Source organism: Candidatus Thiodiazotropha sp. AKAK3 (assembly GCF_058244645.1).
In genome coordinates this window covers 90,583-105,407 of record NZ_JBSYOQ010000050.1, presented here as the reverse complement: position 1 = coordinate 105,407, position 14,825 = coordinate 90,583, and the positions used below count along the sequence as shown (strand labels likewise).

Sequence of the window (14,825 nt, the reverse complement as noted above, 5' to 3'; positions counted from 1 at the left end):
GTTCAATTCAAGCCTCATTCACTCAGGTTGTCGCTTCTGCCTGCTGCTTTGAAACTGTTTGCTTACTAGCTCCTGTTTGGTAACGAACCTCTCCCAGTAGTACCGCCACTGCACCTTTAAGCATGAAGGTGAGCAGGAAAAAACCTATTGCCCAGATACCACCCACCACCATCAATTCAATAGGGCTGGGGGTATACTCTGCGAACTCGCCAACCGGTGTTGGAATCACACCGGGCAGCATCAAACCCATACCTTTTTCGATCCAGATGCCGACGAAAGCGGCAACACAAATAAACGGTAGTAGCGTCAGATTTTTCCTGATCCTGGGGATTAGCAGCAGTATGAAGGATCCCACCATCAGGGAGAGCGCTGTCCAGAAAAAGGGCACCAGGCTATTCAGTCCATTGTGTCCGAACATCAGATATTGCAATCCCAGGGAGTGTTCTGTCGCAGGGTAGAGTTCGGTGACGATCTCCGACATAGTCAAAAACAGAGCGATACCCAGACACCAGACCACAATCTGGGAGAGCAGATGAAAGGCTTCATCGGCAATTTTCATAGGGGTAAAGCGGCGCACCAGTAGGAACACAACAATGATCAGTGATGGACCTGCGGCAAAAGCGGTGGTGATGAATTTGATCGGCATCATCGAATGGAACCACATGGGGCGTGCCGGCATGGTATTGATTAGGAATGCGGTAACCGTATGGATACTCAATGCCCAGACAATGGCGATATAGACAATCGGCAGATAGAAGGCCTTGTTGACTTCGCCACCGCTATATTTCTTATAAAGGTAGTAGTAACCGCCGATGATGTTCAGCAGCAGATAGCCGTTGAGCACAATGACATCCCAGGTCAGTATGGCGTGGGGCCAGTTGAAGATGCCTATCACTGGCAGGAGATGCCATAGTCGGTCAGGTCTTCCCATATGGGCAATCACAAACAGCAGGCACATTACTACCGCGGCAATGGCAATCATTTCACCCAACACCACGATCCGCTGCAGCTCTTGGTGTTTATAGACATAAGCGGGAAAAACCACTGTCACTGCAGCTGCCGCCACACCTACCATGAAGACGAAATTAGCCAGATAGAATCCCCAGCTGACTTGATCGTTAAGATTGGTGACAATCATGCCATTGGCGATCTGTACATACTCACCATAGCCCCAGAGCATGATGAAAAACAGCAGTAGCAGCATCCAGGACCAGAACAGGATACCGCCGGTAAAGCCCGCCTTGAGATAATCGACCACGAACTGAAAAAAACGCATTGGGGGATCTCCCATTAGTCCATGAAATAGAAAAACTTTGGATAGGTGTTGAGGTCGGCTCGCAGACGAAACACCTTCTTTTTGTCCAGGACCTTACGGATTTCACTGTTGGGATCCAGCAGATTGCCGAACTTTCGCGCACCAACGGGACAGACTTCGACGCAGGCAGTCCAGCGGCCCTTGCGGGTGCGTTGAACGCAGAAGGAACACTTCTCGACAACCCCTTTCATGCGTGGACGATTACCCAGATAGTGAGTGACAGGATTCATCTCCTCCTTGGGCAGATTGGGTTCACCCCAGTTGAAGCGTCTTGCCCAGTAGGGACAAGCGCCGATGCACATACGACAGCCGATGCACCAGTTGTAGTCGATAACGACAATACCATCTGGATCACGATAGGTGGTGCGTACCGGACAGACTTTGACGCATGGTGGCTTTTCACACTGCATACACTGCATTGGAAAATAGAAGGCATCCTTTTCCGGAACCTGTTCCGGTTCGTAGTAGTGTTGACCTTCCAATACAACACCGGCAGGTTTGTAGGCATTACCACCTACCTGTACGCCAAAGGATTCAGGATAGCCATGTTGATCCCTGTCTGTTTCAGAGAACTTTCCTTTTTCCATACGTAGCACCCGGATCCACTCGATCTGCTGCTCATCCCCGCGGGACTGATTATTCTCAGCCACACAGGCCTTAACACATCGACGACAACCGATACACTTCTGAATATTTAATGCATAACCGAACAGAACCCCCTCCATGGAGGGGGTGCCAGCAACAGTAACCTGCTTGCCAAATTTCTCGGAATAGCGGGTCTCAAGGCGTTCGATGGCCTGCTGTTTCTCCTCGTCCGTCATCAGTCGATAGTTCTTTTGGAAATGCTCCTCCCAGGTCACATTGGCTTTTGCCGGTTTTGGTTCAGAGAGCAGCATTGCCGCGCCGGAGAGTGATGCCACTGTATAGTTTCCCGCACTGCGCAGGAAATCCCGGCGGGTTGTGAGTTTGTTATCTTTCGTTTTGCTCGAATCTTGTTTGGGCATGGCTGTCCTCTGATCGAGTGGCTATCAAAAAGGCTTGAAGCCTCTCATGGTGCTCAGGTTTTGTTGTTGTAGTTTTTGATCAATGATTGCAGCATCGCCTCTTTCTCATGGTTGGTCATTACTACATATTCTCTCTGTCTGAGTTCCACTTCTCCTTGCGCGGCATCTTGCCGGTATTTCTGTTTTATATCAGGAGCGGGAACGGCATCGACAACACTCTTGGCCAAGCCTGCGGTACCAGTGACACTCACCGCACCAATGGCTGCCTGCCTGAAGAGTCGCCTGCGGGCGAGATTGGGCGTTTGCTTATTCTTGTTTTTATCAAATAACCACTGCTCTATTTGAATGAGCCACTGTTTAATCATCTAGGTCACCCCATGTGCCTGTATCTGTTTTCGCTTGATTCCGTTACACGGAACTATGCCAGCCGACAGTTATTGGTTATTGGCAATAAGCAAGCCTGATTGGTACAGCACGCTGTTATGTTGGGTGTTTATGGTAAACGTGCAAACCAATTCATATAGAAAGAGCAATCCTTATGCCAGGTATGGAATAGTGTAGATATCCCTTTGTCAGGCATGGAAAAAAACAAAAAAAGGTTGGGAGGAGTTGCACCCCAAGAATATGACAAAATGTCATGCCAATAGATGGATGACTGGGTAAATGACTGTTATCTAGGAGAAAAAAAATATGCCAATTTGTCGGGGCAGGATGATTTACCTAACTGTTAATACAAATCAAATAGTTCCAGGCTTTCAGGGGCACCAGAGCCGATTGGGTTTGTGTTAACAGGCTCTGGGTGGCAATCGATCAATCCATATTTATGACCATACATCCACACATGCATCGGGTTTAACAATAGATGCGAAAATCTATGTCATATAGAAATGTATAAGGGGCGTAGCGATATTATATTAACCCTACCACTTTTAAAATGCCGATATGAGGTATATTCCACTCAAGGGCAGAGTGGACATTGCTTAACTTACTTGTAATCTCCGCTTTCTGCCCTCCATCCCATATAACAGGGGAGGAGGGCAGAAGACTAAACCTTATTGTTTGATAATTCGTTATACAAAAAGATTAACATCAGCTTTCATTGCTCTGGGCAGGAAGCTGGCGGCACCAACCCACTCTTCAATCTCAGGAATAAAATCCTCTTTCCCGTAATCGAATAGATCCACTGTCATTTGGCAGGCAATGAGTTTTACTTCTGCCTCAATACACAACTCTCTGAGTTGATCTATGGAAGCTATACCTTTCTGATCCATGGTTTTCTTCATCATGCCAGTTGCCATATTTTCAAAGCCCGGCAGTAGCGTCATGATTGAGGTAGGCATCGGAATCTCTTTGCCCTTGATCCAACTCGGGCCTTCGGGCAATTTCATTGGCATTGCAGGATTACCTAGTGGGCTAACCTTTAAATCCAGGCTCTGTTTCAAAAGATTTAGACCATAGAAGGTAAAGAAGATCGATACATCCCAACCTAATGCTGCCGCTGTTGAGGCAAGGATAAATGGCGGGTAGGCCATATCCAGAGTACCTTTAGTAGCGATGATGGTCATTGAAGGGATATGGTTTGCTTCACGTTCCTCCATCTTTTCGGTAAAACGTTGATCAAACCACTGATTTAATTCATTCGTCGGTAAATCGACAACAGATGCTGTACTGCTCATTTTCCAACTCCTTGCAATTAGTAATATTCAGATCAGATTGACACTAATCTCAAGCCTTACGAATCCTGAAAAAAAATCCATCTTCTGAGGATTCACTTGTGATCATTTCATTGCCTGTCTGACTGCAAAATGAGTCCAGGTCTTTTACCGATCCCGGATCGGTTGCAATCACTTCTAATATCTCTCCTGCTGCCAGTGCAGAGATCGCTTTTTTTGTCTTCAATATTGGCAATGGGCAACTCAAGCCCCGCGCATCCAGTGTGTGTGTGTTTTCATTCATGACTTTTCTCCTCTATGTTGCTGTTAAGTCATACAAGATGACCGGTCGGTCAAGTCTGGAGTCAAAAAAATAGTACTCAATTCTTATGTTTATATTCGATACGAATACTCTTGATAGCAGGTCCCAGGTTTCGCACAACCTCAGGATCATTTCTGGTTTTAGCTAGCAAAATCACACCTTCCAGGTAGGCCAGCATCGCAGTAGCTGTTGCCTTTGTATCAAGTGGGGGAATATCGCCAATCTCTATTGCTTGTTCTAGCGCTTCATTGAAGCGGCTGCTTGCCTTTTCGAAGACAGCGTTCAGTCTGGCTCGCAGGACTTCGTCACGGGTACTGACTTCAAGGGCGAGATTACCGAAAAGACATCCGGGCATACGTCCCTCGATGCTCTTCGCAGCTTTTTGCCAGTAGTAGACTGCATCGACCATATAGTCGAGACGCTCTATAGGGGCCAGAGCTTCATCGAAAGCTTCAGCAACAAAACCGTTTGCCCAATCATCTGACATGTTGTCGATGACCGCCATAGCAAGGTCTTGCTTGGAAGGGAAAAAGTGATAGAAGCTGCCTTTCTGGACTTTCGCGAGAGAGCAGATCTCTTTAATACCTACATCTGCGTAGCTTCTGCCATGAAAGAGTTCACGGGCTGTCGCTAGGATTCTCTCTTTAGTATCCAGTTCACTATTCATCTGTTCAGTATATTAGACCGATCGGTCAAGTCAAGGTATTTTTTCAAATTTATACTCACTTGAAAAAAATCAGATGCGTCCCTATCTATTACCTAACGCATAACAAATGCCAGGAGATTTTAAAATGTTCACAAGATTAAACGGTTTTGAAAGAGGCATGAGAAAGGATTTTATGTTCCTAGAGAATGAGATGGAACGTCTACTTGAGGCGGCAGGTATTAGAACCCTACCCAATCAACCAAAGAGTGCAGATCAACCCCCACTTAATGTAGGTGTGACATCTGAACAGGTTGATATCTATCTTGCCATCGCAGGTATTGATTCCAAGGCCTTGGATATAACACTGGATAATAATCAGATGAGCATTTCAGGTAGTCGTTCTGAAGGAAATAGTGAAGCGGCGAGCGCTGTAAAAAAAGAGCGTTTTTCTGGTGAGTTTAGTTATCTGGTTAATTTGCCTGATGATGTGGATGCTGAAAAGGTAGATGCGGATTATCAGCATGGTGTATTGCATGTCAGTGTTAAAAGACGCGAACCTGCTAAGCCACGTCAAATATCAGTTCAATAGTTGTGGATTGGAGGAAAGAATCATGACCCAGCAGAAAGAAGTAGTTAGGCAATCGCAAAACAGTCAAGCCACTAGAGCTAATTCCTACAAATCAGTTAGGCCAAAAGTGGATATATTCGAAGATAGCAACGGCATCACGCTGGTAGCAGATATACCCGGTGTCGCCAAAGAGAGACTGGATATTGAGATCGACAACGAGATCCTCTCAATTGATGGTGAGGTTCAATTACCTCTACCAGACAGTATAAAGGAGGGCAATGCCGGTCTGCATGCTAGCCGCTACCAGCGAAGCTTTTCACTTAGTAAAGAACTTGATGGTGAACAGATTGATGCCTCACTCAACGATGGCGTACTGGTGATGAAAATTCCAAAGCGCCAGGAGTTCAAAGCGAAAAAAATAGAGATTCGCACCACGTAAGCGCCCCCCTGCTTACCTGCGGATAATTCGCCCCGGCTTGATACGAATCTTGTCGGGGCTTTTTATTGTAGTTACCCAGAGAGTCCCTGAACGATTAGTGTTGGATAGCAGGAGTTAATAGACATGCAATGTAGGGTGCGGCCCTGACGCACCATAGATAACTTAAATATATTCCAGACAATAGCTGGCGGTCATACGTCAGAATGATGAACAGATGAACAGAGAGTAATCAGAGTTAACCCGGGACCTAACCGTATCGGCCTTCGATATAGTCGGCAGTCTCTTTTTTTTCTGGTGTTACAAACAGGTCATCTGTCTGCTGATGCTCGATTACCTTACCCATCAGCATAAAGATACACTCTTCACTGGCTCGTCTGGCCTGAGCCATATTATGGGTAACGATCAGTATCGTGTATTCACCCCGTAGTTCCCAGATCAGCTCTTCAACTGCAGCTGTTCCTTTAGGATCGAGAGCGGAGCAGGGTTCGTCCATTAACAACACACTTGGCTTTACTGGTAGTAAGCGGGCTATGCAGAGTTTCTGTTGCTCTTCTAAAGAGAGTTCTGTGCCTTTGTCGTTTAGGCGGTCCTTGACCTTTTCCCATAATAAGACCTCTTTCAGTGCCGACTCGACAATATCATCATCATCACTTTTTGAGGTCTTTTGATCTTTATTGTGCAGGCGATGACCAAAAAGAATGTTGTCGCGTATCGATACCGGTAGAGGGTTGGGTCTTTGAAAAACCATTCCAATCTGCTTTCTTACCTGAACCAGTTCAACACCTGGGGCATAGATATTATTATCAAGAACTTCAATATTCCCCTTGATACGAACATATCCCAATCGCTCATTGATCCTGTTAACACTGCGCAGAAAGGTAGATTTGCCGCAACCTGAAGGGCCGATCAGCGAGGTTATAATGCCGTTTTTTATACTGAGATTCACATCGAATAGAGCTTGGAAGGTTCCATACCATAGATTTAGATCACGGGTATGAATGGCATACTCAGGAGAATTACTCATTTCGGCGTTTGCAGTGGCGTTCATATTTGGTCTTCGTTTGGAATTATTTATTTGGAATCAACCAAATTTACCTTCGACATAGTCGCGGGTTCTTTGGTCATTTACCTTACCAGTGAATAGATCTTCAGTGTTGCCTACCTCCACACACTCAGATTCGAGAAAAAATGCGGTTCGATCTGCAAGGCGACGAGCCTGCTGAACAAGGTTGGTAACCAATATGATGGTCATATCCTGTTTCAACTCTTTTAGTACATCCTCTATGCGCATCGTTGTCACTGGGTCTACCGCAATAGAGAACTCATCCAGCATCAATAAATCAGGATCCTGTGATAGTGCTCGAGAGATTGTCAGTCGCTGCTGTTGTCCACCTGAAAGCAGGCTGCCAAGAGAGTTTAGTCTGTCTTTTACTTCATCCCATAGTGCGGCCCGAGTAAGACAACGCTCAACAATCACATCCAGGTCACTCTTGTTATTTATGCCTCGAAGTCTGGGTGATAACGCGACATTTTCGTAGATGGTGAGGGGCAGGCCTACTGGTAGTGGAAAAACCACCCCAATGCGGCTGCGTAGGGCATAGATATTTTTTAACTTATGTACATTTAAACCGTTAAACTTGATTTCACCCTCTACAGACATGTTGCTGTCAAAGGTGTCCATACGGTTCAATGCTTTAAGAAATGAGGTTTTCCCTGCATTGGCAGGCCCGATAATCCCAAATATTTCATGCTCCCGAACAGTGAGGTTTACATCCTTCAGCGCGGTGTGATTACCATACTTGATCGTTAAGTCGTCAATACTGAGTTTTATTGGGGCATCTTCAGCTGAACTTTCAATCTCTGTCTCAGTGATTGCGCTTGCACTCAGGTCTACCATTTCTTTTTACCTCTTAGATACATGCGGAACGCGATCGAAATGCTGTTCATGAGAAGTACCATTCCAATCAGCACAAGGGCAACGCCGAATGGCAGATCATCTGGTACCCCGGGTACCTGGGTTGCAACAACGAATAGATGGAGTGAGAGTGCCATGGTTTGATCAAAAACACCCTGAGGCAGGAAAGGAAGGAAGAAAGCGGCGCCGGTGAACATGATTGGCGCGGTTTCCCCAGTGGTGCGAGATACTTCAAGAATGACACCGGTCAATATGCCGCTGACTGCGTTTGGTAATACAACACGCCGAATGGTTTGCCATCGGGTTGCACCCATATTCCAACAAGCTTCACGGAATGCCTGCGGGACGGCTCTTAGAGATTCACGTGTAGAGACGATGACCACAGGCAGGGTCATTATCGCCAGGGTTAAACTGGCTGCAAGAATACTCGTACCAAAACCAAAAAAGATAACGAAAGCACCAACGCCGAATAGGGCATGAACTATGGAGGGTACGCCTGCCAGGTTGATAATAGCCAGTTGAATGATGCGGGTGAACCAATTATCACCGGCATATTCATTAAGATATATCGCAGCAGCTACACCCAGGGGAACAGATGCCAGTAGCGCGACGGTTACTATCCATATTGTACCAATCAGCGCAGGAAAGATGCCGCCGGCAGTCATTCCGTTTGTAGGATCGGTGAATAGAAAATCTATTGAGATAACGCTGCCACCTTTGGCAACAAGTGTTATCAGGATGATGGCGACAGGTATGATCAATAACACTGTCATCATTAAAAAAAGTGTGCGGAACAGATTTTGTACTCGTTTGTTCCTAATATTTAAATCGGATTCAGCAAACATCTGTTTTACCCCTTACGGATGCCACGGACAATCAGATCCGCTGTCAGGTTTATCAGAAAAGTAATAATGAATAGAAAGATGCCAATGGTGAACAGTGCCTGGTAGTGTGGTGAGCCAACGGCTGTTTCACCCAGCTCTGCGGCAATGGTGGCTGTCAGTGCACGAACTGGATCAAATAGACTGCCTGGGATATTTACAGCGTGCCCAGTTGCCATTAATACCGCCATGGTCTCCCCAAAGCCTCGGCCAACACCTAAAAGCACAGCACCCAATAAGCCATTTTTAGCTGCAGGGATTACAGTTTTATAGATCACTTGCCAGCGCGTTGCGCCGAGCGCTTCAGCCGCCTCTCTATAACGGTCAGGTACAGCCTTTAAGGCATCTTCTGCAATGGATGTCATTATTGGTGCAGCCATCAATCCGAGGATTATGCCGGCATTTAAGACATTTAGACCCACAGGCACATCAAACAAATCGATAATAAGCGGATTCATAATGGATAAGCCGATGAACCCCCATACTACTGATGGTATTGCAGCTAAGAGTTCCACCAGAACTTTGAGTGACTCGCGCATTTTTCCTGTGGCAAATTCCCCTATAAAGATAGCGGCGCCAAGGGAGAAGGGAATTGCAACAATCATTGCCAATCCAGTGACACTGGCTGTACCGGCAACTAGAGCCAGGATGCCATATTCCGGTGCATCTTCGTCTGAGGGTTCCCAAAAAGGAGAGAGAAAGAACTCCTTAAAAGTAAAGTCTTCAAATAGGAATCCCATACCCTCCATAGTAATGAATACAAAGATGCCAATAATAAAGATAATTGCAGAAATGCCTGCCACAAAGACAATAGACTGAATGAATTTATCGATATACCAGTCTAGATTACGACGATCGAAGTCCTTGGCAATCGGTATTTTCAGCGAATTGGTTTCGGGCATTTCAAGCATCCTCCCCACGAAGCAGTTCCATCAGATCTTTGATCAGAACAGCTAACTCACGGTACAGATGGTCAAACTCATGGCTGTCCTCATCTTCAGGGATGTCACCCAGGCCCCATTCAATCGCTGATGTTCGAAATGGAAGTTTTGGCAAGTAGGAGGAGACTTCTCCTTGAAGACTTATGATTACATGTTGATCTGATATCTCTTTTCCAGTCAGTTTTTCCAATGTTGTTAAATCTGCGTTACTGTAATCGATGCCTCTCTTTTCAAGAAATTCGATTAGATTGCTGTTGATTGTATCTGCAGCAACTCGGCCAGCACTACGGTAGTTGCCGACATTGGGATGATTTTGTCTGGCAATGACTTCAGCCAATTGAGAGTGGCAACTGTTGTCTTCATCTACAAACATAATGTTGAAGACTTTCGGCGCTTTCTGCTCACCGGTAACAGCGAATACTGTATCTTCACAGAGATTTTTTGACTGATCAGCAATTCTCTTTAGCTGATTGAACACAACAAATATCGCTAATACTTCAGCTACACGTTGCCGATCATCGTTGGCCATCATCTCTGTATAGATGACATCGAGATTATGCTCGAATTCACTGGCCATAACCATGGTGCTTTTGGCTAATTCTGCATTCAATTCAGTGAATGCCTTGATTGATTGTTGAAGCATCAGCATTGTTTCATTTGCCACCCGCTCTAATTCCCGGCCAAGATTACCGCTGGGAGATTCAGAAAGTTGAGCTGCCTCTCGTGCAATCGTTACTGCATAGTCGCCAATTCTTTCTAACTCTATATTGGCGCGAATTACTGAAGAGAGAAGGCGTAAATGTCCACCACTTGGTATGTGCACAGCAAAAAAACGATGACATATTCTATCGATTTCACGCATACATCGATTGATTGGGTTGTCGTTTAATACTGTCGAATAAGCGAGCTTGTTATCTCCGGTCTGTAGTGCATAGACTGAGTTTTTTACTGCTTCCTGAACTTGAGCTGCCATTTTTGCTACACGGTCATGCAGATTTGAAAGGTCTCGCTCCAGTCGTTCTTCAAGATGCGACATTGCTCGATGCTCCAGGTTGAACGTGATTCTGAATATATTTTCTAGTTTGTTATGCCGAAACTATTTACTACATATCCTGTTCAGGCTGATTGAGATGTCACTTTGACACTCAACCAGCTCGACCCCAATAGTCTCAGTGGAACTTATAAGAGTATTAGTTACAACTCACATTTCTGATAGGGGCGTAGCCTTTCTTCAGAAGTATGCATTGTCCTACGTCGCTTTTTACCCAATCAAGGTAGGTTTTGATTTCACCCTTGGGTTCACCATTGCTGTACATGAAAAGAGGGCGGGCAATAGGGTAAGAACGATCGCTTGCGGTTGCTACGCTGGGGCTGATACAAGTTTCTCCAGCCTTACTGCTGACACAAGCCATCTTTATGTGATCGGTAGCATAGGCAAGACCACTGTATCCGATCGCGCAAGGTGTCTTTTCGACCAGATCGACCACATCCTTAGAGCCGTGCATATCGAGGGTTCCCTGGCGGAATTTACCTTTCTTACCCAAGACTGCTTTTTTGAAGTAGGCGTAAGTGCCGGAATTGTTTTGGCGACTGACAACTACGATTTCATCACTTTTACAACCAGGTAAGGAAATGCCTAAATCCGACCATTTGGTGGCCTTGCCTCCACGGGCGAATATGTCTTGTAACTGGCTATAATTGAGCTCGTTGATTGGATTGTCGTTGTGGAGAAATACGGCAAGCGCATCATAGCCCACCACATGTTCGACTGGATTCTGTCCTTTCTTTTTTGCCAGTTGAATCTCTTTTGATTTCATTTTACGGCTGGCATTGGCAATATCTACGGTACCATTAATCATCGCTGCGATTCCCGTTCCTGATCCGCCACCGGAAACAGCAATAGCGACATTGGAATCGACATCTCGGTACTCTTCTGCCCAGGCTTGAGCGACATTAACTAGAGTATCTGAGCCTTTGTTTTGGATAACGGTGCGATCTGCAGCGCTGACAACCTGTGTAGTCAGATACAAGGCAGCAGCTGCCATTGATAGGGTAGTGTATCGTTTGATGTTCATGATTCCCCTCAGATATATGTGTGATTAATTATTTGAAACAGGGCTTCTTAACGCCTCTTGTCGTATCTGTAATGTATATCTGTCGGCACCATTATTGAGGCGCTTCATCTGTACTGGTACAGAAGAACCTCCATCCGGATCAAATATTACAAAACGATTACAATCATATGCCTAAATTATTACAATTGTATTACATATTAGAGATTATTTTTTTATTTAAATACTTAGCGTTAGAATATTTATGTAATGGTTTATAAAGCACTCATAACATGCTGTTATATAAGGTATTTATCAATTATTACTAAAATATTCAAATACATGCGCTGAATGTCTTGGGTTTCTTTATGTTAAGGGTACCTCTATTAATTGATCAGTCTGTTTTTAGTCATGAATCAGTTCAGACTGGGAATTAATTTGATGCTCTATTATCAATAGCCGTCGAATCTCATAATCCATTCGTTACTATGGGCTTTATTACTTATCCTGAATCCTCTCTCAAAGATAAAGACCAAGAGTTTTTGTTGGGGAATTGGCGCGGTCTAAAATTGCGTATCAGTTGGCCATATTCGTAGCGATATTTATCCTAACAATTATCTGGCTAGTTAATGATTACAAGCCTTGATTGCGAACCTGTATTAAAAGTCGTAAATGGAATAGTTAGCAGTAGATGAGAGGGTAGTGTATATTTTCGCTTTGGTGTGATTGTTACAATCCGAGACATCTATTAACGTCTGTGTATTAGAGTACGGGACTCAAAGTAACTCCTTGGACAAGGTGTGAAACTTTGAGGTGCCCTTAATACTACAGGGTAAGTAACCCGTTACTGTGTTCGTAAATCCTATTTTTAAACACTGAATGAAATCTATTCGAAATATCCATGATTTGGCAGTTAATGGTGCTGAACCTGCGTTTGAACTGGCACTTCATGTTGGGCGCCCCTTTATCGGCGATCGTAAGCTTTTTTTGCAATACACAGAACAAATTTTAGATAGTCAGTGGTTAACAAATAATGGTCCTGTTGTTCGAGAACTTGAGCAACGGATTGCCGAAATACACAAGGTTGAACATTGTGTTGCAATGTGTAGCGGGACAGTCGCATTGGAGATTGCTATACGGGCTCTGAAGTTAGAGGGAGAGGTTATACTTCCATCTCACACTTACATTGCTACTGCTCATGCTCTCTATTGGCAGGCAATTACCCCCGTCTTCGCAGATATAGACCCTGAAACCCATAATCTCGATCCCGCTGCAGTTAAGAAAATGATTACCTCGCGAACATCGGGCATTATTGGTGTTCACTTATGGGGGCGCGTTGCTCCTGTTGATGAACTGGAAGAAATTGCCAGAGAGAGTGGTTTGAAATTGATGTTTGATGCAGCTCATGCTTTCGGCTGTTCCTACCAGGGTAAGAGAGTGGGTGGTTTTGGTGCATGTGAAGTTTTGAGTTTTCATGCCACGAAATTTTTTCATACCTTTGAAGGTGGCGCTGTTCTAACCAATGATGACAATCTGGCCGAAAAGATGAGGCTCATGCGAAACTTTGGGTTTGCTGGCGTTGATAAAGTAATCTATCCCGGTACGAATGGAAAGATGATTGAGATCTCTGCTGCTATGGGACTCTCAAATCTGAAGGTCATTGATGAAGTAACTGAACATAATCGAATGATCTATCATGCCTACCAAAGAGGGCTATCTGATATATCAGATATTCATCTGCTCGAATATGATGAAAGGGAGTTAAATAATTATCAGTATATCATTCTTGAGGTCAGTGACAGTTGTCAGGTCAGCAGAGATAGGATCGTAGAAGTATTACATGCTGAGAATATTCTTGCCAGACGCTATTTCTGGCCTGGCTGCCATAATATGGAGCCTTATCGAAATCTCTATCCATCAGCAAAGAAGTATCTGGTAAACAGCGAACAGGTATCTGAAAGAGTCATTGTCTTGCCAACAGGTTCAACGCTTGATGAATCAATGGTGGAAACGGTGGTTTCAATTATTCGGGTGCTGTTGGCTGAACCATCGTCTGCTGCTGACTGTTAATAAACTCTTCGTAGATATGCTCTAGCGACTCTATCTTCTTGGTATAGGCCCCATTGTTGTTTGAGAAACTTGAAGGGCCAGGGTATTGATCGGAAATAGAGTAGTCTTGCTGCGCCAATCGTTTGGCCAGTTCACGATATGCTTGCTTTGGCTTAAGGCAAAATGCTTCATAATCTACTTCTAGCCAACGATCACTTGAAATTCTACTAAATGACTCTGCTATTGTATTCCGGGTAAAAAAAATCTGAGCGGCCACCTCTTCTTCCGGAGTGGGGAACTCGAGATTTTCTAATTCTGGTGTTTTAAAGCCCCACCATAATTTTCGATCTCCCCGAATACGTTCCCTGGCATTAATGATGGAGTTCATCTGATAGGCTGGATTGCGTCGTACGTGGATAAACAGAACCTTATCAAAGAGTGTGTCAATGAACTCCAAGTTCCAATTTGCGATGATCCCCTTTAATGCGAAAGGCTTATCGAATGCTGACTCAATGGCTGCCAACTCTTTGACAAAGGATGAAGTATCTGCATTCTGTAGTTGCTGTTTATTCAAATATGGGCAGTCATTAAAATCAAAAAAGCGTCTCCAGAAATACCAAAACACATTCGGTGCAGCGATGCCGACAGTTTTACCAAGATCAGATTTAAAGCTGCTTTCCAAAGTGTAGGGGCTCAGGTCTGCAAAATCATCCTTATATTGGAACTCAGGATTGAACAGCATCTGATGAATCATCGCACCGATGTAAGGTGCTTGATAAAAGCGTGCAAGCAGGTTTGATGGGTATCCAAAAAGGCCACTAGAGGCTAACCATTGCATCATCAATGTGGTGCCTGAGCGAGGCCCGCCAACCACAAAGATAATTGGGTACTTTGGCTTTTTGAACTGTTTCAACTGTTCTACAGAGACACAATGTAGCATTCCATTGAGTTGTTCAAGAAGTGTCTCCAGTCGCGGGTTTCGAAGAAACGGTTCAGTTCTCAGTTCATTGTCCAGCTCATATGACATAATCAGAACTCATTA

The 14,825-nt window shown here is 44.7% G+C and carries 16 protein-coding genes; 3 read left to right on the top strand and 13 right to left on the bottom strand.

Features of this window, described 5'->3' with window-relative positions; translation table 11 throughout:
* Positions 1 to 22: 22 nt before the first annotated feature.
* The 6 genes from dsrP to AC4IE7_RS10875 form a co-directional block, all read right to left on the bottom strand.
* A complete protein-coding gene (dsrP, locus tag AC4IE7_RS10900) occupies positions 23 to 1,276 on the bottom strand; it encodes a sulfate reduction electron transfer complex DsrMKJOP subunit DsrP (RefSeq protein ID WP_490776867.1) in 1,254 nt (417 codons plus the stop codon).
* 14 nt (positions 1,277 to 1,290) lie between these two features.
* On the bottom strand, positions 1,291 to 2,319 hold the full coding sequence (locus AC4IE7_RS10895; RefSeq protein WP_490776866.1) for a 4Fe-4S dicluster domain-containing protein: 1,029 nt from the start codon (positions 2,317 to 2,319) through the stop codon (positions 1,291 to 1,293).
* 53 nt (positions 2,320 to 2,372) lie between these two features.
* Complete coding sequence (locus AC4IE7_RS10890; protein ID WP_490776865.1) at positions 2,373 to 2,684, bottom strand: hypothetical protein; 312 nt, start codon at positions 2,682 to 2,684, stop codon at positions 2,373 to 2,375.
* 705 nt (positions 2,685 to 3,389) lie between these two features.
* Complete coding sequence (gene dsrE2, locus AC4IE7_RS10885; RefSeq protein WP_490777040.1) at positions 3,390 to 3,884, bottom strand: sulfur carrier protein DsrE2; 495 nt, start codon at positions 3,882 to 3,884, stop codon at positions 3,390 to 3,392.
* Positions 3,885 to 4,044: 160 nt separating this feature from the next.
* Positions 4,045 to 4,275, bottom strand: a complete 231-nt coding sequence (locus AC4IE7_RS10880) for a sulfurtransferase TusA family protein (protein WP_490776864.1) — start codon at positions 4,273 to 4,275, stop codon at positions 4,045 to 4,047.
* A 76-nt stretch (positions 4,276 to 4,351) separates the two neighbouring features.
* A complete protein-coding gene (locus tag AC4IE7_RS10875) occupies positions 4,352 to 4,960 on the bottom strand; it encodes a TetR/AcrR family transcriptional regulator (RefSeq protein ID WP_490776863.1) in 609 nt (202 codons plus the stop codon).
* Between the two features lie 124 nt (positions 4,961 to 5,084).
* Between AC4IE7_RS10875 and AC4IE7_RS10870 the strand changes: the two genes are divergently transcribed.
* Together AC4IE7_RS10870 and AC4IE7_RS10865 are read left to right on the top strand one after the other, a co-directional pair.
* Positions 5,085 to 5,528, top strand: a complete 444-nt coding sequence (locus AC4IE7_RS10870) for an Hsp20/alpha crystallin family protein (RefSeq protein WP_490776862.1) — start codon at positions 5,085 to 5,087, stop codon at positions 5,526 to 5,528.
* A gap of 22 nt (positions 5,529 to 5,550) precedes the next feature.
* The gene (locus tag AC4IE7_RS10865; RefSeq protein WP_490776861.1) at positions 5,551 to 5,946 is read left to right on the top strand and encodes an Hsp20/alpha crystallin family protein; all 396 of its coding nucleotides are present in this window, start codon (positions 5,551 to 5,553) and stop codon (positions 5,944 to 5,946) included.
* 247 nt (positions 5,947 to 6,193) lie between these two features.
* On the opposite strand, the gene AC4IE7_RS10860 is transcribed toward AC4IE7_RS10865, so the two are convergent.
* From AC4IE7_RS10860 to AC4IE7_RS10835, 6 genes are all read right to left on the bottom strand, one after another.
* Positions 6,194 to 6,970 carry a phosphate ABC transporter ATP-binding protein gene (locus AC4IE7_RS10860; protein WP_490776860.1) on the bottom strand — a complete coding sequence of 259 codons (777 nt, stop codon included), beginning with the start codon at positions 6,968 to 6,970 and terminating at the stop codon, positions 6,194 to 6,196.
* 57 nt (positions 6,971 to 7,027) lie between these two features.
* Positions 7,028 to 7,843 (bottom strand): phosphate ABC transporter ATP-binding protein, encoded by an 816-nt coding sequence (locus AC4IE7_RS10855; RefSeq protein WP_490776859.1) that lies wholly within the window; start codon positions 7,841 to 7,843, stop codon positions 7,028 to 7,030.
* Positions 7,837 to 8,706 carry a phosphate ABC transporter permease PstA gene (pstA, locus tag AC4IE7_RS10850; protein WP_490776858.1) on the bottom strand — a complete coding sequence of 290 codons (870 nt, stop codon included), beginning with the start codon at positions 8,704 to 8,706 and terminating at the stop codon, positions 7,837 to 7,839. Before pstA ends, AC4IE7_RS10855 begins: the two co-directional genes overlap by 7 nt.
* Positions 8,707 to 8,711: 5 nt before the next feature.
* A complete protein-coding gene (gene pstC, locus AC4IE7_RS10845; protein ID WP_490776857.1) occupies positions 8,712 to 9,644 on the bottom strand; it encodes a phosphate ABC transporter permease subunit PstC in 933 nt (310 codons plus the stop codon).
* Between the two features lies 1 nt (position 9,645).
* Positions 9,646 to 10,719, bottom strand: coding sequence for a phosphate signaling complex protein PhoU (gene phoU / locus AC4IE7_RS10840; RefSeq protein WP_490776856.1), 1,074 nt, complete (start codon positions 10,717 to 10,719; stop codon positions 9,646 to 9,648).
* 154 nt (positions 10,720 to 10,873) lie between these two features.
* Positions 10,874 to 11,758 (bottom strand): PstS family phosphate ABC transporter substrate-binding protein, encoded by an 885-nt coding sequence (locus tag AC4IE7_RS10835; RefSeq protein ID WP_490776855.1) that lies wholly within the window; start codon positions 11,756 to 11,758, stop codon positions 10,874 to 10,876.
* 855 nt (positions 11,759 to 12,613) lie between these two features.
* Between AC4IE7_RS10835 and AC4IE7_RS10830 the strand changes: the two genes are divergently transcribed.
* On the top strand, positions 12,614 to 13,804 hold the full coding sequence (locus AC4IE7_RS10830; protein WP_490776854.1) for a DegT/DnrJ/EryC1/StrS family aminotransferase: 1,191 nt from the start codon (positions 12,614 to 12,616) through the stop codon (positions 13,802 to 13,804).
* On the opposite strand, the gene AC4IE7_RS10825 is transcribed toward AC4IE7_RS10830, so the two are convergent.
* Positions 13,758 to 14,810: a sulfotransferase gene (locus tag AC4IE7_RS10825; protein ID WP_490776853.1), complete on the bottom strand. Its 1,053-nt coding sequence runs from the start codon at positions 14,808 to 14,810 to the stop codon at positions 13,758 to 13,760. The genes AC4IE7_RS10830 and AC4IE7_RS10825 overlap by 47 nt on opposite strands.
* Positions 14,811 to 14,825 lie beyond the last annotated feature (15 nt).